The 17481-nt window shown below is 60.9% G+C and carries 11 protein-coding genes; 3 read left to right on the top strand and 8 right to left on the bottom strand.

Annotated elements, in window-relative coordinates; all coding sequences use genetic code 11:
• The first annotated feature begins 198 nt into the window (after window positions 1-198).
• A complete protein-coding gene (locus tag ACZ89E_RS03185) occupies window positions 199-2025 on the top strand; it encodes a sigma-54-dependent Fis family transcriptional regulator (RefSeq protein ID WP_476254819.1) in 1827 nt (608 codons plus the stop codon).
• Between the two features lie 259 nt (window positions 2026-2284).
• On the opposite strand, the gene cysS is transcribed toward ACZ89E_RS03185, so the two are convergent.
• Both cysS and ACZ89E_RS03175 read right to left on the bottom strand, forming a co-directional pair.
• Window positions 2285-3667 carry a cysteine--tRNA ligase gene (gene cysS, locus ACZ89E_RS03180; RefSeq protein WP_008146072.1) on the bottom strand — a complete coding sequence of 461 codons (1383 nt, stop codon included), beginning with the start codon at window positions 3665-3667 and terminating at the stop codon, window positions 2285-2287.
• A gap of 18 nt (window positions 3668-3685) precedes the next feature.
• Window positions 3686-5386 carry a glutamine--tRNA ligase/YqeY domain fusion protein gene (locus ACZ89E_RS03175; RefSeq protein ID WP_476254818.1) on the bottom strand — a complete coding sequence of 567 codons (1701 nt, stop codon included), beginning with the start codon at window positions 5384-5386 and terminating at the stop codon, window positions 3686-3688.
• A gap of 251 nt (window positions 5387-5637) precedes the next feature.
• Between ACZ89E_RS03175 and ACZ89E_RS03170 the strand changes: the two genes are divergently transcribed.
• Window positions 5638-6144 carry a peptidylprolyl isomerase gene (locus ACZ89E_RS03170; RefSeq protein ID WP_476254817.1) on the top strand — a complete coding sequence of 169 codons (507 nt, stop codon included), beginning with the start codon at window positions 5638-5640 and terminating at the stop codon, window positions 6142-6144.
• A complete protein-coding gene (gene lpxH, locus ACZ89E_RS03165) occupies window positions 6141-6893 on the top strand; it encodes a UDP-2,3-diacylglucosamine diphosphatase (protein WP_149659934.1) in 753 nt (250 codons plus the stop codon). Before ACZ89E_RS03170 ends, lpxH begins: the two co-directional genes overlap by 4 nt.
• A gap of 122 nt (window positions 6894-7015) precedes the next feature.
• Here lpxH and ACZ89E_RS03160 read toward each other — a convergent pair whose 3' ends face one another.
• The 6 genes from ACZ89E_RS03160 to ACZ89E_RS03135 form a co-directional block, all read right to left on the bottom strand.
• Window positions 7016-8545, bottom strand: coding sequence for a DHA2 family efflux MFS transporter permease subunit (locus ACZ89E_RS03160; RefSeq protein ID WP_149659935.1), 1530 nt, complete (start codon window positions 8543-8545; stop codon window positions 7016-7018).
• Window positions 8546-8610: 65 nt separating this feature from the next.
• Window positions 8611-9813: an HlyD/EmrA/EmrK family protein gene (locus ACZ89E_RS03155; protein WP_149659936.1), complete on the bottom strand. Its 1203-nt coding sequence runs from the start codon at window positions 9811-9813 to the stop codon at window positions 8611-8613.
• Window positions 9814-9828: 15 nt separating this feature from the next.
• The gene (locus ACZ89E_RS03150) at window positions 9829-11298 is read right to left on the bottom strand and encodes an efflux transporter outer membrane subunit (RefSeq protein WP_149659937.1); all 1470 of its coding nucleotides are present in this window, start codon (window positions 11296-11298) and stop codon (window positions 9829-9831) included.
• A complete protein-coding gene (locus ACZ89E_RS03145) occupies window positions 11295-11768 on the bottom strand; it encodes a MarR family winged helix-turn-helix transcriptional regulator (RefSeq protein WP_123410053.1) in 474 nt (157 codons plus the stop codon). Before ACZ89E_RS03145 ends, ACZ89E_RS03150 begins: the two co-directional genes overlap by 4 nt.
• 309 nt (window positions 11769-12077) lie before the next feature.
• Window positions 12078-15746: a translocation/assembly module TamB domain-containing protein gene (locus tag ACZ89E_RS03140; protein WP_476254816.1), complete on the bottom strand. Its 3669-nt coding sequence runs from the start codon at window positions 15744-15746 to the stop codon at window positions 12078-12080.
• A complete protein-coding gene (locus ACZ89E_RS03135) occupies window positions 15743-17470 on the bottom strand; it encodes an autotransporter assembly complex protein TamA (protein WP_463257909.1) in 1728 nt (575 codons plus the stop codon). Before ACZ89E_RS03135 ends, ACZ89E_RS03140 begins: the two co-directional genes overlap by 4 nt.
• Window positions 17471-17481 lie beyond the last annotated feature (11 nt).

The following is a 17481-nucleotide window of genomic DNA, read 5'->3' as shown; positions in this document are numbered from 1 at the left end:
GACAATGAACAATAGTGAACAACACTCTATTAGCACTTTTGTGCCATCTGTTGCCCTTGTAGGAGCCAGGCTTGCCGGCGAAGGCGATCTCCCTGACGCCTTCGCGGGCAAGCCTCGCTCCTACAGGGTGATGTGGCGCATCAAGTGCTTTGTAACACCCATAAAAACAATAAAAGCTTTGCTCAGAGATCGACTGCCATGGCCGTACCTGCCTCGCCGCTCTCCCACGACGCCATCATCCAGGACTCCTGGTCCCGTTGCCGCGCGTTCGGGCTTGATCACCACAGCGTGCCCACCTTCGATCAACTGCCCGCCGACGGCATCGCGCAGTTGCTGGAGAGCCAGCACTCGCTGGTGCAGACCACCCATCAGGAAGTCCTGCCGTATTACGAGAATATCCTGAGCAACTCCAATTGCCTGATCATGCTCGCCGACAACCAGGGCCAGGTGCTGACGTCCTGGGGCACCCAGCGTTTTATCGAGCCGAGCCTGACCCGAGGTTTCAGCGCCGGGGCCAGTTGGATGGAGCGTTGCAGCGGCACCAATGCCATCGGCACCGCCCTGGCCTGCGAGCAAGCGGTGCACATTGAGCACGATGAACATTTCCTCAAGGCCAACCGTTTCATGACCGGTTCTGCCGCGCCGATTTTCGATGCCGAGCGCAAGGTGATCGCGGTGCTGGATGTGTCCAGCGACAGCTACCTGCCGCCGTCCCACACCCTGGGCATGGTCAAGATGATGAGCCAGACCGTGGAAAACCGGCTGATCCTCAACCTGTTCCATGGCCAGCATTTTCAACTGACGTTCAATACCGGGTTGAACAACCTCGACAGCCAGTGGGCCGGGCTACTGATTTTCGATGAGACCGGGCAAGTGCTGTCGGCCAATCGCCGGGCTGACAATCTGCTGGGGATCAGCCTGTCGCGGGTCAGTGTCGAAAGCTTGTTTAAAGTCTCGCTGCTTGAGTTGTTGAACCAGCCCGACGGCCTGCCGTTTGCCTTGCAAGCCTCAGGGCGCAACCGCTTCCAGTGTTTGCTGAAGCGGCCGAAACAGGCGCCGATTCAGCCGCGAGTGTTTGCAGAACCAAGCGTTGCAACGCCAACCGCGATCAACCTGAACACCCTGCACTTCGGCGACAGTCGCGTGGAAAAAGCCGTGCGTCAGGCAGAACGTTTATTGGAGAAAGACATTCCGCTGCTGATCCACGGCGAAACCGGGGTCGGTAAGGAAGTCTTCGTCAAAGCCCTGCACCAGGCCAGTTCCCGCAGTAAACAACCGTTCATCGCCGTCAACTGTGCGGCGATCCCCGCCGAACTGGTCGAGTCCGAGCTGTTTGGCTATGAGAAAGGCGCGTTCACCGGCGCCAACCAGAAAGGCAGCATCGGTCTGATCCGCAAGGCTGACAAAGGCACCCTCTTCCTCGATGAAATCGGTGATATGCCGCTGCCGACTCAGGCTCGGCTACTCAGGGTTTTGCAGGAACGCTGCGTGCAACCGGTGGGCAGCAGCGAGTTGTTCCCGGTGGATATCCGGATTATTTCCGCAACCAACCGTTCGTTGCGCGAACAGGTCCAGCTCGGGCGCTTCAGGGAAGATCTCTACTACCGGATCGGCGGTTTAACTCTGGAACTGCCGCCATTACGGGAACGCAGCGACAAACAGGCACTGTTCAAGCGCTTGTGGGAGCAGCACCGGGAGCCGTCGCAATGGGCCGGATTAAGCCGTGAAGTCATGGAATTGTTCAGCCGCCATCCATGGCCGGGGAATTTGCGCCAAGTCAGCAGCGTGATGCAGGTGGCGCTGGCCATGGCCGAGGAGCAACCGGTGCGGCCCGAGCATTTGCCGGATGATTTTTTTGTCGATCTGGAGATGGAACCGGTGGAGACGCCGGAGCCGTTAGCGGCGGATTTGAATGATGCCGAGGATTTGAATCGGTTGTTGCAGGCGGCCGGGGGGAATATTTCGCATTTGGCTCGCAGGTTAGGCGTTAGCCGAAACACTTTGTACAAGCGTCTGCGGCAGTGATCGTTCCCACGCGCGCGTGGGAACGATCAACGACACAATTGTAGGAGCGAGGCTTGCCCGCGAAGGCGTCAGCCCTGCCACCACCGCACTTGGAACCTGCACATAAACAAAAACCCGCACAAGGCAGGTTTTGTTCGTAACGAATTTGATCGTTCCCGCGCTCTGCGTGGGAATGCAGCCCAGGACGCTCCGCGTCCCTTCCAAAGCCGAACGCAGAGCGTCCGTTGAGGCATTCCCACGCAGAGCGTGGGAACGATCATCAGTCGGCCAACCGCCAGGTCGTGCCGCCCTTGCCGTCTTCCAGCACCACGCCCATGGCGGTGAGCTGGTCGCGGATGCGGTCGGATTCGGCCCAGTCTTTACCGGCACGCGCCGCCAGACGCGCGGCAATCAGTGCATCAACCTCAGCCGCATCCACCCGGCCTTCAGCGCCGGCCTGCAAGAAGTCATCGGCTTCAAGCTGCAACACGCCCAGCACACTGGCCAGTTCTTTCAAACGCGCCGCCAGACCGGCCGCTGCATTGAGATCGCTCTCACGCAAACGGTTGATCTCGCGCACCATCTCGAACAGCACCGCGCAGGCTTCCGGCGTGCCGAAGTCGTCGTTCATCACCTGGGTGAAGCGCTCGACAAAGGCTTCGCCGCCGGCCGGCGCCACGCTCGGCAGGCCTTTCAACGCGTGGTAGAAACGCTCGAGTGCGCCCTTGGCGTCCTTGAGGTTGTCTTCCGAGTAGTTGATCGCGCTGCGGTAGTGGCTCGACACCAGCAGGTAACGCACGACTTCCGGGTGGTACTTTTCCAGCACGTCGCGAATGGTGAAGAAGTTGTTCAAGGACTTGGACATCTTCTCGCCATTGATGCGAATCATGCCGCAATGCATCCACGCGTTGGCGTAGGTCTTGCCGGTGGCCGCTTCGCTCTGGGCGATTTCGTTTTCATGGTGCGGAAACTCCAGGTCACTGCCGCCACCATGAATGTCGAAGGTCTCGCCCAGGCAGCAGGTCGACATCACCGAGCACTCGATGTGCCAGCCCGGCCGACCGTCGCCCCACGGCGAAGGCCAGCTCGGCTCGCCCGGCTTGGCGCCTTTCCACAGCACGAAGTCCAGCGGGTCCTGCTTGGACTCGTCGACTTCGATCCGCGCACCGATACGCAGGTCTTCAATTTTCTTGCGCGACAGCTTGCCGTAGCCCATGAACTTGGCGACGCGGTAGTACACGTCGCCATTGCCCGGGGCGTAGGCGTAACCCTTGTCGATCAGGGTCTGGATCATGGTCTGCATGCCAGCGATGTGATCGGTGGCCCGCGGCTCCATGTCCGGCTTGAGGATGTTGAGGCGCGCCTCGTCCTCGTGCATCGCGGTGATCATGCGTTCGGTCAGCACGTCGAACGGCTCGCCGTTCTCCTTGGCCCGATTGATGATCTTGTCTTCAATATCGGTGATGTTGCGCACATACGTCAGGTTATAACCGCTAAAACGCAACCAGCGGGTCACCAGGTCAAACGCGACCATGCTGCGGCCGTGGCCAATGTGGCAGTAGTCGTACACGGTCATCCCGCAGACATACATGCGCACATTGTTGCCATCCAGCGGCTTGAACACTTCTTTGCTCTTGGTGAGCGTGTTGTAGATCGTTAGCACTTTATTTGTTTCCTTGAATCACTGGCCCCACGAATCACGCAAGGTCACGGTACGGTTGAAAACCGGAGCGCCCGGTTTCGAGTCCTTGATATCCGCGCAGAAGTAACCTTCGCGCTCGAACTGGAAACGGTCTTCCGGCTGTGCATTGCCCAGCGAGGGTTCAGCACGACAACCGGTGAGAACTTGCAGCGAGTCAGGGTTGATGTTGTCCAGGAAACTGGCGCTGTCTTCCGCCTTTTCAGGGTTCGGCGAACGGAACAGACGATCGTACAGGCGCACTTCGCACTCGATGCTGGCCGCTGCCGGCACCCAGTGCACCACGCCTTTGACCTTGCGGCCTTCAGGGTTCTTGCCCAGTGTTTCCGGATCGTAGGAGCAACGCAGTTCGACGATGTTGCCATCGGCGTCCTTGATCGCTTCATCGGCACGGATCACGTAGCTGCCGCGCAGACGCACTTCGCCGTTCGGCTCCAGGCGCTTGTAGCCTTTTGGCGGCTCTTCCATGAAGTCATCGTGGTCGATGTAGATTTCACGGGCAAACGGCAACTGGCGCACGCCCAGTTCTTCTTTCTGCGGATGACGCGGCAGTTCGAGGTTCTCGACCTGGTCTTCCGGATAATTGGTAATCACCACTTTCAACGGACGCAGCACGCACATGGCGCGCGGAGCGTTCTGGTCCAGATCCTGACGGATGCTGAACTCGAGCATGCCGAAATCGACGACGCCGTCAGAACGGTTGGTGCCGACCATGTCGCAGAAATTGCGGATCGACGCCGGCGTGTAGCCACGGCGGCGGAAGCCCGACAGCGTGGACATGCGCGGATCGTCCCAGCCGAACACGTGCTTTTCATCGACCAGTTGCTTGAGCTTGCGCTTGCTGGTGATGGTGTAGTTCAGGTTCAAACGGCTGAATTCGTACTGGCGCGGGTGCGCCGGCACTGGCAGCGCGTCGAGGAACCAGTCGTACAGCGGACGGTGGCTTTCGAACTCCAGGGTGCAGATCGAGTGGGTGATGCCTTCGATGGCGTCCGACTGACCGTGGGTGAAGTCGTAGTTGGGGTAGATGCACCACTTGTCGCCGGTCTGGTGGTGATGGGCGTGGCGGATGCGGTACATGATCGGGTCGCGCAGGTTCATGTTCGGCGAGGCCATGTCGATCTTGGCCCGCAGCACGCGTGCGCCGTCCTGGAATTCGCCGGCCTTCATGCGGGCGAACCAATCCAGGTTTTCTTCCACGGAACGGTCACGGAACGGGCTGTTCTTGCCCGGCTCGGTCAGGGAGCCGCGGTATTCCTTGGCTTGCTCCGGGCTCAGGTCATCGACGTAGGCCTTGCCGGCCTTGATCAGCTCGACGGCCCAGTCGTGCAACTGGTCGAAATACTGCGAGGCGTAGCGCACTTCACCGGACCATTCGAAGCCCAGCCATTTGATGTCGCTTTCGATCGCGTCGATGTATTCCTGGTCTTCCTTGGCCGGGTTGGTGTCGTCGAAACGCAGGTGTGTGACGCCGCCAAATTCCTGGGCCAGGCCGAAGTTCACGCAAATCGACTTGGCGTGACCGATGTGCAGGTAGCCGTTGGGCTCAGGCGGGAAACGGGTGACGATCTGCGTGTGCTTACCCGAGTCCAGGTCCGCCTGGATGATCGGGCGCAGGAAATTGACCGGCACGGCAGGGCCAGTCTTGGAATTCGAGGTAGGGTCGACAGTGGGCTTGCTCATAGGATCCTTGAACGTACGAGTGCGCGGCCGGAACTAAAGGCCTGACAAAACAAAGCCGCTATCATAGCCGATGCTGTCAAGCCGCTGACAGAGCAGGCCCTAAATCAGGTGCGTTTAATCCACCTGTTTTGAAAAACTGCCTCGAAATTAACGCCTGTCGCGCTAAACTGCGCACCTTGGTTGATACCGACCAGACCGGTTGCGGGCTCAAATGCCCCGAAACCCACGAATTTCTTGAAAGAGTGCCGATCATGACCCAAGTCAAACTGACCACCAACCACGGCGACATCGTCCTGGAACTGAACGCTGAAAAAGCACCGGTTACCGTTGCCAACTTCATCGAATACGTCAAAGCCGGCCACTACGAAAACACCGTTTTCCACCGTGTAATCGGCAACTTCATGATCCAGGGCGGCGGTTTCGAGCCAGGCATGAAAGAAAAGAAAGACAAGCGCCCAAGCATCCAGAACGAAGCCGACAACGGTCTGCCGAACGAGAAGTACAGCGTGGCCATGGCTCGCACCATGGAGCCGCATTCGGCGTCCGCCCAGTTCTTCATCAACGTGGCTGACAACAGCTTCCTGAACCACAGCGCCAAGACCACCCAGGGCTGGGGCTACGCGGTCTTCGCCAAAGTGGTTGCCGGCACTGACGTCGTGGACAAGATCAAAGGTGTTTCCACCACCATGAAATCCGGTCACCAAGACGTACCAGCAGACGACGTGATCATCGAGAAAGCCGAGATCATCGAAGCGTGATATTGCTGATTTCAGACTTGCATCTGGAAGAGGAGCGCCCGGACATTACCCGGGCGTTTCTGGATTTGCTCGCCGGACGCGCCCGCTCGGCGAGTGCGTTGTACATCTTGGGTGACTTTTTCGAGGCGTGGATTGGCGACGATGCCATGACGCCCTTTCAGCGTTCCATCTGCCAGGCCCTGCGCGATCTCAGCGACAGCGGCACGGCCATTTTTCTGATGCACGGCAATCGCGACTTCATGCTCGGCAAGGCCTTTTGCAAACAGGCCGGCTGCACGCTGTTGAAGGACCCGAGTGTCGTGCCGTTTTACGGCGAGCCGGTGCTGTTAATGCACGGCGACAGCCTCTGCACCCGCGACGTCGGCTATATGAAGCTGCGTCGCTATCTGCGTAACCCCGTCACCCTCTTCATCCTCCGCCACCTGCCCCTGAGCACCCGCCATAAACTGGCGCGCAAACTGCGTAGCGAAAGCCGGGCGCAGACGCGGATGAAGGCCAATGACATTGTCGATGTCACGCCCGAGGAAGTGCCGCGGGTCATGCAGGCGTTCGGCGTGAAAACCCTGATTCACGGGCATACCCACCGTCCCGCGATTCACAAGCTGCAGATTGGCGAACAAGCGGCCAAGCGCATTGTGCTGGGGGATTGGGATCGTCAGGGGTGGGCGTTGCAGGTGGATGAGCAAGGGTTTGCACTGGCGCCCTTCGACTTCGCCCCGCCACCGCAATTGGCAGCCCCTTCTGCCTGATCGTTCCCACGCGCAGCAAAGGAATGCAGCCCGGGACGCTCCGCGTCCCTTTCAAAACCGAACGCGGAGCGTCCGTTGAGGCATTCCCACGCAGAGCGTGGGAACGATCATCCGCGGCGTGCTTAGTGACCGCTGGCCGCAGGCCCGGCTTTCGCCGCAAACGGTGGCTTGGCCAGCCACACAATCAGCATCAACCCCATGAAACCCCACCCAAGCAACGTGAAGTAATCCACGGTGGAGAGCATGTACGCCTGGCTGGTCAGCACGTGATCGAGCTGCGCATACGCCGGGGTACTCGCCCCGCCCAGGGTGTTCAAGGCATCCCGGGTCGGTTGGTCGTAGGTAGTGATGCTTTCGCTCAAGTAAGCGTGGTGTTGATCCGCCCGACGAATCCAGATCCAGGTGGTCAACGACGCCGCAAAACTACCGCCCAAGGTCCGCAGGAAGGTCGCCAGGCCCGCGCCGTCGGCGATCTGGCTCGGCGGCAGGTCCGACATCAAAATGCTCAAGGTCGGCATAAAGAACAGCGCCACGCCAATCCCCATGAACAGTTGCACCAGGGCGATGTGCTGGAAGTCCACTTCGTTGGTGAAGCCGGCGCGCATGAAGCAACTCAGGCCAATCGCCAGGAACGCCAGCCCGGCCAGCAGGCGCAGGTCGAATTTGTGCGCGTACTTGCCGACAAACGGCGACATCAGCACCGGCAGAATCCCGATCGGCGCTACTGCCAGGCCCGCCCAGGTAGCGGTGTAGCCCATCTGGGTTTGCAGCCATTGCGGCAGGATCAGGTTGATGCCAAAGAACCCTGCGTAGCCCAGCACCAACACGATGGTGCCGATGCGGAAGTTGCGATAAGCGAACAACCGCAGGTTCACCACCGGGTGCTTGTCGGTCATTTCCCAGATGATGAACACCGCCAGGGCAATCACCGAAATCGCCGCACCAATGATGATGAAGTTCGATTCGAACCAGTCCAGGTCGTTGCCTTTATCGAGGATCACCTGCAACGCGCCGACGCCAATGATCAGCGTGATCAACCCCACGTAATCCATCGGCTGGCGACTGGTTTCCACCGGACGCGCCTTGAGCTGGGACCGCACCACCATCACCGCGAAAATCCCGATCGGCACGTTGATAAAGAAGATCCACGGCCAGCTGTAACTGTCGGTAATCCAGCCACCCAGGATCGGGCCGGCAATCGGCGCCACCACCGTGACCATCGCCAGCAACGCCAGGGCCATACCGCGCCTGGCCGGGGGGTACACCGCGATCAGCAGCGTCTGGGTCATCGGGTACAACGGGCCGGCCACCAGGCCTTGCAGCACACGGAAACCGATCAGTTCCGGCATCGAAGTCGAGATACCGCAGAGAAACGAGGCCAGCACAAACAGAATCGTCGCCCAGAGAAACAGTTTCACTTCACCGAAACGCCGACTGAGCCACCCGGTCAGCGGCAGCGCAATCGCGTTGCTCACGGCAAACGAAGTGATCACCCAGGTGCCCTGCTCCGAACTCACGCCCAGGTTGCCGGAAATCGTCGGCAAGGCCACGTTGGCGATGGTGGTGTCGAGCACTTGCATGAAAGTCGCCAGCGACAAGCCAATGGTGCTGAGCAGCAGGCTGGGCGGCGTGAAAGACGCGTTATTGCTCATCGCTAATCCTTTGAAACTTGACGTGCGCGGCGCCGTTCAACCGGCGCCGCTGAGGGATTGGCGAATCAGCGTTGCGCGGTCTTGCTGACCGCTGCGCTGTTGTCGTGGATCAACTGCGTGATCATCGCGTCGGCCTCAGCCAACTGACGGTCATAGACGTTGGTGCTGAACGACGCCTTTTGTGGTGGCTGTTGCGCCAGCACCGGGCCGCTCTGGTCGTGCAGGTTCACATCCACCTGAGTCGACAGGCCAACCCGCAATGGATGCTTGGCCAGTTCTTCGGCGTTGATATGAATCCGCACCGGCACACGCTGCACGATCTTGATCCAGTTACCGGTGGCGTTCTGCGCGGGCAGCAAGGCAAACGCACTGCCGGTGCCGGCACCGAGGCTGTCGATGGTGCCGCTGAACTTCACGTCGCTGCCGTACAGGTCGGCTTCGATGTCCACCGGTTGCCCGATGCGCATGTCACGCAGTTGGGTTTCCTTGAAGTTGGCGTCGATCCACAGTTGATCCAGCGGGATCACCGCCATCAGCGCGGTACCTGGTTGAACTCGCTGACCCAGTTGCACCGAGCGCTTGGCCACGTAACCGGTGACTGGCGCAATCAAGGTGCTGCGGGAGTTGTTCAAGTAGGCCTGACGCAATTGCGCGGCGGCGGACATCACGTCCGGGTGCGAGGAAACCACCGTGTCATCCACCAACGCGCTGGTGGTCTTGAGCTGTTGCTGAGCATTGGCCAGGGCGTTTTGCGCCGAGGTCAGGTCGTCGCGGGCGTGGGACAGTTCTTCCTGGGAAATCGCGCCGCCGGCGGCGAGGTTTTTCCGGCGGTTGAAGTTGTCCTGGGCTTTTTGCACGTTGGCCTGCTGGGCATTGACCTGGGCGCGCATGCCGTCGACGTTGCTGTACAAACCACGGACTTGGCGCACGGTGCGGGCCAGGTTGGCCTGGGCACTTTGCAAACCGACTTCGGCGTCGTTCGGGTCGAAGTTGACCAGCACCTGGCCTTCGTGGACCAGATCGCCATCATCGGCGCCGATGCTGACCACGGTGCCGGTGACCAGCGGCGTGATTTCCACCACGTTACCGTTCACATAGGCGTCGTCGGTGCTCTCGTTCCAGCGCCCGTAGAGTTCGTGATAAGCCCAGACGCCGAGGCCGGCGAGGATCACCAGGATCGCCAGCACGGTCAGCATGACTTTGCGTTTGCGTGGGTTGCTCGTGTCTTGAGCGTTTTCAGGAGCATTTGTAGTTTCGGCAGTGGCCATGACAAGTACCTTGAATTAGTTGTTCAGCTTGGCTGAAGCTGGATTGGCCGAGGCGAGGGTTTCAGCCTGGAAGCCGCCACCGAGCGCCTGCATCAGTTGGATCGACAGGTCGATCTGCTCGGCATTCAGGTTCGCCAGTTGGCGCTGGGCCTGGAGCAATTGCTGTTCGATGCTGAGCACGTCCAGGTAATTGCCGATGCCGGAACCGTAGCGCTGGACCACGGTGTTGTAAGAGTCCTGGGCAATCTCGGTGGCGTGCTGCTGGGCACCGATCTGCCGGCCGATATCGCGCAACTGGTTGATGGTGTCGCTGACATCCCCCAGCGCCTTGACCAGGCTCTTGTTGTACTGCGCCACCGCCAGGTCGTAATCGGCGTCGCGGGCATCGAGGTTGGCGCGCAGGCGGCCGCCGTCGAAGATCGGCACCGAAATGGTCGGGGCAATGTTGAAGAAGCGACTGGCCGAACCGAACATCGCGTCACCCAATAAGGATTCGGCACCGGCGGCCGCCGTCAGGTTCAAGTTGGGATAGAACTGGGTCTTGCTCGCGGCGATGTCCTTGCTCGCGGCTTCGACCCGCCAGCGTGCGGCGACCAAGTCCGGGCGACGACCGAGCAATTCCGCCGGCAGCACCGACGGCAACGCCACGGCGCTGGCCTGAAGGATTTTCGGCCGGGCGATTTCATTGCCGCGATCCGGGCCTTTACCGAGCAGCACGGCCAAGGCGATTTTCGCGCTGTTCAGGCGTTTTTCCGCATCGATCAGGCTGGCTTCGGAGCTGGCTTCCAGGCTTTCGGTTTGCTGGAACTGGTACTGGCTGTCGATCCCGGAACTCAGGCGCCGCTGGCTCAGGTCGAGCATTTGTTTGGTGCGCTTGAGGTCTTCGCTGGCCAGGTCATACACGATGTGCGCCTGGCCCAGATCGCTGTAGGCGCGGGCGACGTCGGCGGACAAGGTCAGTTGCGCGGCCTGCTGGTCGACTTCGGCAGCGCGGGCCTGGCCCAACGCGGCTTCCCAGGCGTCACGCTGACCGCCCCAGAGGTCGAAGTTGTAATTGAAACTGGCGCTGATGTTACGCACGGTGGCGTAGGCATCGCCCTGCCCGCGCGGGTCTTGATCCTTGGCCAGACGCGAGCGGCTGACACCGGCGCTGGCATCGAGGGTCGGCATGCGCGCAGCATCGGCAGCATAGGCAGCGGCGCTGGCCTGGTGCGCGCGGGCTTCGGCGATTTGCATGTCCGGGCTGTCGTGCAGGGCTTCGCGGATCAGGCCGTCGAGCTGTGGGTCGCCGAGGCTTTTCCACCAGTCGCTTTTCGGCCAGGCTGCCGGGGACAGGGTCACGCCGCTCAGGGATTGCCCGGCCTTGAGGGTTTTCGCATCGACACTTTTGCCTTCGGTGTTCAGGCCGCTGTAGCTGGCGCAACCGGCCAGGATCATCGAGACCAGCACCAGGCTCAGGCCTGTACGCAAGGTTTTACTGCTCATTTGTCACCTACCCGCAGCAAAGTGATCGAGTCACCGGCTGCCACCAAGATTTTCTTCAGGATCCGTTCCAGGGTTTGCAACTCGTCCGGGGTGATGGCGCCGGCCAGTTCGTTCATGGCATCGGCGCCGATGTCCGGCAGGCGGTCAGTCAACTGTTGGCCTTGTTCGGTCAGCACCAGTTGCACCTGTCGGCGGTCGGCTTCGGAGCGTTGGCGGGCGAGGAAACCTTTCTGTTCCAGGCGATCAAGCATGCGCGTCATCGAACCGCTGTCCAGGGACAGGTGCCGGCAGAGTTCGGCCGGGGTATCGACGCCGAACTGGGCCATGATGATCAGCACTTTGAACTGCGCGGCGGTGATGCCGTGGGGTTCCATGTGCGTGTCGATGATCCGGTCCTTGAGCAACGCGGCGCGCCCGAGCAGGAGGCCGAGATGGCAATGCTTGAATTGTTCAGGGGTGAAATGCTTCATCTGACCACCAATTAGCTGCCTAGGCAGAGAATGTATGTCGAGATGTTACTGCCTAGGCAGCGAATGTCAACGTAATAGTTAGGATGCTTTGTATTTAGCTGATAAATGGCAGACGTGCAGACGCCGCAAACACCCGTGGCGAGGGGGCTCGCCCCCGTTCGGCTGCGCAGCAGTCGTCGCTTTGATCGTTCCCACGCTCTGCGTGGGAATGCAGCCTGTGACGCTCTGCGTCACGATTCAAGAACGGAACGCGGAGCGTCCCGGGAGGCATTCCCACGCAGAGCGTGGGAACGATCAGGTGTGAGGGGTTTAGAAATCCCGTTTGTAGAAGATGTCCAGCGAACTCGCCACGCCACCGGCGGCTTCGAGATACACCTTCTTGCTCAGCTTGTAACGCAGGGCAATGGTGTTGGCCGGCTCAAACACGCCAACGCCATAGCGCAAGCTGAGCTTCTCGGAGATGTTGCCGCTGGCCACCACGCTGGTGGTGTTGCCGCTGCCCTGGGTGTCGAGCTGGAAGTCCTGAATGCCCAGGTCCTTGGCCAAACCGCTGGTCACCCCCGAACTGCCCATCAACCCTAAGCCGAGGGCGGCCTGGGCGAGCATGTTGTTGTCTTCGCCGGTGGTGCTCAACGGACGCCCGAGCACCAGATAGGACAACGCTTGCTCCTGGCTCATGGCCGGTTCGGAGAAGATCTGGGTGGTCGGCTGCTCGGCGCTGCCGCTCAGGCGAATACCGGCGATCACATCATCCGTCTGGCGAATTGCTTCGATGTCCAGGTACGGTTGATCCAGCGGCCCGGCAAACAGCAGTCGCGCACGTCGCACCGTCAGGCGCTGGCCATACGCGCGATACCGACCATCGTTGAGCCAGAGTTCGCCGCGAGTGTCCATGTTGTCGCCGATGTGCACGTGCCCTTGCAGGTTCGCGGTCAGGCCAAACCCGGCAAAGCTGAGTTTGTCCTCGCCAACCACCACATCGATGTCCATTTTCATGGCGACGGGCGGTTTGCCTGCTTCGGTCTGCGCACCGACGATGATCGTGTCGTCGGAGATTTTGACCGTCGATGGCGGCAACTCGCGCACGGTGATTTCGCCCTTGGGCACCAGCACTTTGCCGGCGATGGACAGTTCGTCGCCTTTCATCGAAATCTTCAAATCCGGTGCCACTTCGAGCTTGGCGTAAGGCTCGACGATGACCGGCAATTGCGTGCCTTTGAGCGCCAGATCCACCACCAGCGCCTGACCCCAGGCGATGTTGCCATTCAAGCTGCCCTGCCCGCTCTTGCCGCTTTTCCAGCCGCCATTCAATTGCACGGTTTCGCCGGCGATCACCGCTTTCACCTGCAAGTCTTGCAGCTCCATCGGCAATTCAGCCCCGGATACTTCGCCATCACTGAGCAGCAGATTGCCGTTGACCAGCGGCGCCAGCAGCCCGCCGGACAAGGTGCCGCTGCCATTCAAACGCCCGGTGAGCTTCTCGACCATCGGCACAAACGGCCGCGCCACCGAGAGGTCCAGACCGTTGAGGCGGAACGAGCCGGTCAGCGGTTTGTTCTTCGCCAGCGGGTTGATCTGCGCCTGCACCATCAACTCGCCGAGCTTGCCGCCAACGAAGTTGAGGTCGGTGTCGATGCGTTTTGGCGTGAGTTTGCTGGTGAGTTTCAGGGTCTGGTACGGGAAGTCCAGCCACTGATCCTTCTCTTTCATGCGCAAGGTACCGCCGCTGGCATCGATGCTGATTTGGCCGTTGGGCCCGCTGGCCGGCAGGTCCAGTTGCAGGTCGGCGTTGAGTTTGCCCTTCCAGGCAAAGTCCTTGGGCAACCACTGGGCGAGGCTGTCGATCGGGAATTGCTTGAGGTGATAACGCAGCTTCGGTTCCGGCATCAGCCGTTGGTCTTCACCGCAAAAGCTGGCCGGACCGGACATCCAGCAATGGGCGCCGAAGTTGATTTTGCCGTCGGCCAATCGCTCAAGCTTGGCCGGGCCTTGCAGCTTCCAGTCCTGGCCGCCGGCCTGGATATCGCCGCTGGCCAGGCGTCCGCGCCAGTTACCCTTGTCCAGCGCGCCGTCGAGGCCGAGGGCCAGTTTCAACTGGGGGCCTTGCAGGTCGAGGCTGAGTTTCTGGTTCTTGATATCGCCTTGGCCGCTGGCGGTCAGCGTCCCGAGCGAAGTTTCACCCGCCTGAATGCCGCTGCCCTTGAGGTCGATCTTCGCCCGTTGGGCACTGTCGAGGGTGGCGTCGAGGTTCAGGCTTTGCAGGCGATTGTCTTCGAAGGCCAGTTGCGAACCTTGCAGGCCGAGCTTGCCTTGAGGTGCCTTGAGTGTGCCGGCGACATCGACCCGGCCGTTGAGCTGACCGCGCAATTGCGGCCAGAGCTGAGCCAGGCGCGGCAGCTTGATATCGATCTGCCCGGCGAGTTTCTGTTGCAGGCTGCCATTGCCGTTGATGCTGTTGTCACCGAGGCGAATCTGCAGTGCATTGAGGTTCCACTGCTCGCCGGCGCCATCGGCCTTGGCCTGGATCACCGCCGGTTGGCCGCGCAGTTTGCCTTTCAAATCGAGGTCAGCGCTCAGGCTGAGTTGTTCATTCTTCATCTCGCCTTTGCTGCGCAACGGCCCGGCCAACGTGCCCGGCAATTCCGCCATCCAGTACGCCGGGTTGATCGCCGACAGGTCCAGCGCCGTGTCCCAGGCAATGCCATCGGCAAATTGCAGGTTCAGGTGCCCTTCGGCCCTGCCCTGCCCGGCTTCGAGCTGGAACTGTTGCAGGTAGATTTTCGTCAGGTCGCCGGCAAACGGGCTGCTCATCGTAAACGCCCCGGCCGGGCCATCCAGTGCGGCGTTGAAGTTGCCCAGGTATTGGCCGTCGGTGTAGGAGACTTCGCCGTTGAAGCTGCGCAACGCGACTTGCGGCTCGTCGATCAGCGGATAGAGGCGATGCCACGGGAAGTCCAGCCAGTCGATTTTCGCTTGCGCGGTAAGCCCTTTGCTCCAGTCGAGGTTGCCCGTGAGCTTGAGACTTTGCTTGTCGTTGGCGGTCAGGTCGAGCCCGGCAATCTGCGCGCCCTTGGCGTCGACCTTGCCTTGCAGCATCAGCGCGACCGGGCCTTGTTCGGCGGGCAGCGTGGCTTTGCCGAGCAGTTGATAACCGTTTTTCAGGTCACCGACCCCGGTGAGTTCCAGTTGATTGAGTTGCAAGGTGTCCGGCAGATCGGCGGCGGGTTTGAAGCCGTCGGCGGTGATTCGCACCTTGGCTGGCAGGTTTTCCACCAGTGGTTGCAGTTCGCCGGTCAATTGCCCGTCCAGATAACCGCTGCTGTCAGCTTTCAGGTTCAGGGTTTTCAGCAGGTCGCCGTCGACTTTAAGCGCCAGGGTCCAGGGCGCGGGGGTGGCCAGGGTCAGTTTGCCTTCAGCGCTCAACGGCCAGTTACCGCCGGGTTGCAGCGAACCGGAGAGGTTCAGGCTCAGGTCGTCGCGCTGCAATTGCACCGAGTCGATCTGCATGCCCTTTTCGGTCCAGTGCGCCGCCAGTTGCAAGCCCCGCAGTTCTTCGCTGCCGTTGAACAGCAGGCTGCCAACCTTGACGTCGCCCAGTTCAATCGCCAGCGGCAGTTTCAAATCCGGAAGCGTGATCGGGCCGCTGCTTTCTTCCTCGGCGCCCGGCGGGAATTGCAGGCTGACCTGATCGGCCTGCAATTGCTCGATGCACAAGGTCATGCGCGTCAGGCACAGCGGCGACCAGGCGAAAATCACCTGCTTCAGCTCAACCCGGCTGCTGTCCTGCTGCCACAGCAGATGATCGGCGCTCCACTGCCCGCCCAAGCGGCCCTGGAAATTCTCCACGGTCAAACCCGGCACAAAACCCAGTGCCCAGCGACTGCCGGTCGCCGTGCCGAGCACCGTGGCGATGGCCAACACGATCAGCATCAGCAGCGCCAGGAGCGCGGCCAACGATATTTTCAAACCACGCTTCACAACTCAGGCCCCATGGAAAAGTGCAGTCGAATGCCGCCGTCGTCGTCCATCGCGTGGGCCAGGTCGAGGCGGATCGGCCCCACCGGCGAGACCCAGCGCACGCCGATACCGACACCGGTCTTGAGGTTCGGCAATTCGAGTGTGTTGAAGGAGTTGCCCTGGTCGATGAACGTCGCGACCCGCCATTTTTCGGCGATGGAATATTGATACTCGACGCTGCCGGCAATCATGTAACGACCACCAATGCGGTCGCCCTCGGAGTTTTCCGGGGACAGGCTTTGATAGTCGTAGCCGCGCACGCTCTGGTCGCCACCGGCGAAAAAGCGCAACGACGGCGGCACCGATTTGTAGCCGTTGGTGGCGCTGCCGCCGACCTGAACTCGCCCGAGGAATCGGTGTTTGTCGAACACCGTGGTCAAGCCTTTGACCAGCGCGGTGCCGTACAGCAGGTTGGTGTCCGAGCCCAGCCCTTCCTTGGCGACTTTGGTTTCGAAAGTCAGGCGATAGCCGTTGTGCGGGTCGATGCGGTTGTCGCTTTTCAGATAGGAATAGCTGACGCCCGGCATCAGCAAGGTGCTCAGGCCCGAGTCATCGCCGAGGGTGTATTCCTCGCGCTGCCATTTGAGCGACACCACCCGTTGCCAGCCGCTGGGCAACTTGCTGTGCCACTCGGGGCCGAGGGTCAGCAGCTTGCTCAGGCTGTCGGTGTCGGCGATTTCTTCATATTGATAACCGGCGGCCCAGCGCAGTTTGTCGGTGAGCGGTGGGTCCAGGGGAATGTCGTAGAACACCCCGACGTTCTGCCGTGGCGCCGACAGTTCGGCTTCCCAGCCATAGCTGTCGCCCTGGGGGTTGACCCAGTGCCGGGTCCAGTTGGCCTTGATGCGTGGGCCGACGTCGGTGGAGTAACCCAGACCGAGGCCCATGGTGCGCGGCTTGCGGGTGTCGAGTTTGACCGCCACCGGGATCACATCGTCCTTGGACGCCGTCGGTGCTGCGTCCACCCGCACGCCTTCGAAATAGCCGCTCGATTGCAGGGCCTGGTTGAGTTCGGCGATCAGTTCGGAGTCATAGGGCGCGCCAGCCTTGAATGGGACCATGCGTTGCAGCAGGTCTTCGTCGAACGGCGTGTCGCCTTCGAACGTGACTTTGCCCAGGGCGTAGCGCGGGCCGCTGTCGTAGATCAGCTCGACGTCGGCCACACCGGCACGCGGGTCCACCAATAGTTTCTGGCTGGTGAAGCGGCCGCTGAAAAAGCCGAAGCGCGAGGCCTGGTTCTGGATCAGGCGCTTGGCGTCTTCGTAGTGGCCATGGTTGAGCACCGCGCCCGGCTTGAGCAGCTCCGGGGGTGGTGCACGAAAGGATTTGAGCGAGGCGGCCGGCCCGTCGATGCGCACGGTAACGTTGCGCAAATGGATCGGTTCGCCGGGATCGATGTTCAGGGTCAGGCGCGGCTTCTCGCCGCCCTTCACTTCGCTGTCGATCTGCGGCTGGTAATAGCCCAAGGCCTGGGCGGCCTTGCGCGCCTGTTCCTCGGCGCCGCGACTGAAGCGCAGCAAAGCTTCTTCGTCACGATCGCCGAGGCTGCCGATATAGCCCTCTATATTGGCTTTCAGTTCATCGTTGGACGGTTTGATCCGCACCGCCAATTCACTTTGCGCCAGCGCCGTGCAGCTGGATAACAGCATGAGCACGCCACTGGTAAATCTTCCTGGAAACTTCATAGGCGCGGATG

The organism is Pseudomonas sp. TE3899, assembly GCF_056279105.1.
This window is presented reverse-complemented; position numbering and strand designations above follow the sequence as displayed.

Bases quoted from the DNA above. Each gene is read 5' to 3' on its own strand.
- ACZ89E_RS03145 (WP_123410053.1), bottom strand. From the start codon at position 11,768: ATGAAGCATTTCACCCCTGAACAATTCAAGCATTGCCATCTCGGCCTC.
- ACZ89E_RS03170 (WP_476254817.1), top strand. From the start codon at position 5,638: ATGACCCAAGTCAAACTGACCACCAACCACGGCGACATCGTCCTGGAA.
- ACZ89E_RS03150 (WP_149659937.1), bottom strand. From the start codon at position 11,298: ATGAGCAGTAAAACCTTGCGTACAGGCCTGAGCCTGGTGCTGGTCTCG.
- ACZ89E_RS03135 (WP_463257909.1), bottom strand. From the start codon at position 17,470: ATGAAGTTTCCAGGAAGATTTACCAGTGGCGTGCTCATGCTGTTATCC.
- ACZ89E_RS03175 (WP_476254818.1), bottom strand. From the start codon at position 5,386: ATGAGCAAGCCCACTGTCGACCCTACCTCGAATTCCAAGACTGGCCCT.
- ACZ89E_RS03185 (WP_476254819.1), top strand. From the start codon at position 199: ATGGCCGTACCTGCCTCGCCGCTCTCCCACGACGCCATCATCCAGGAC.
- ACZ89E_RS03155 (WP_149659936.1), bottom strand. From the start codon at position 9,813: ATGGCCACTGCCGAAACTACAAATGCTCCTGAAAACGCTCAAGACACG.
- ACZ89E_RS03160 (WP_149659935.1), bottom strand. From the start codon at position 8,545: ATGAGCAATAACGCGTCTTTCACGCCGCCCAGCCTGCTGCTCAGCACC.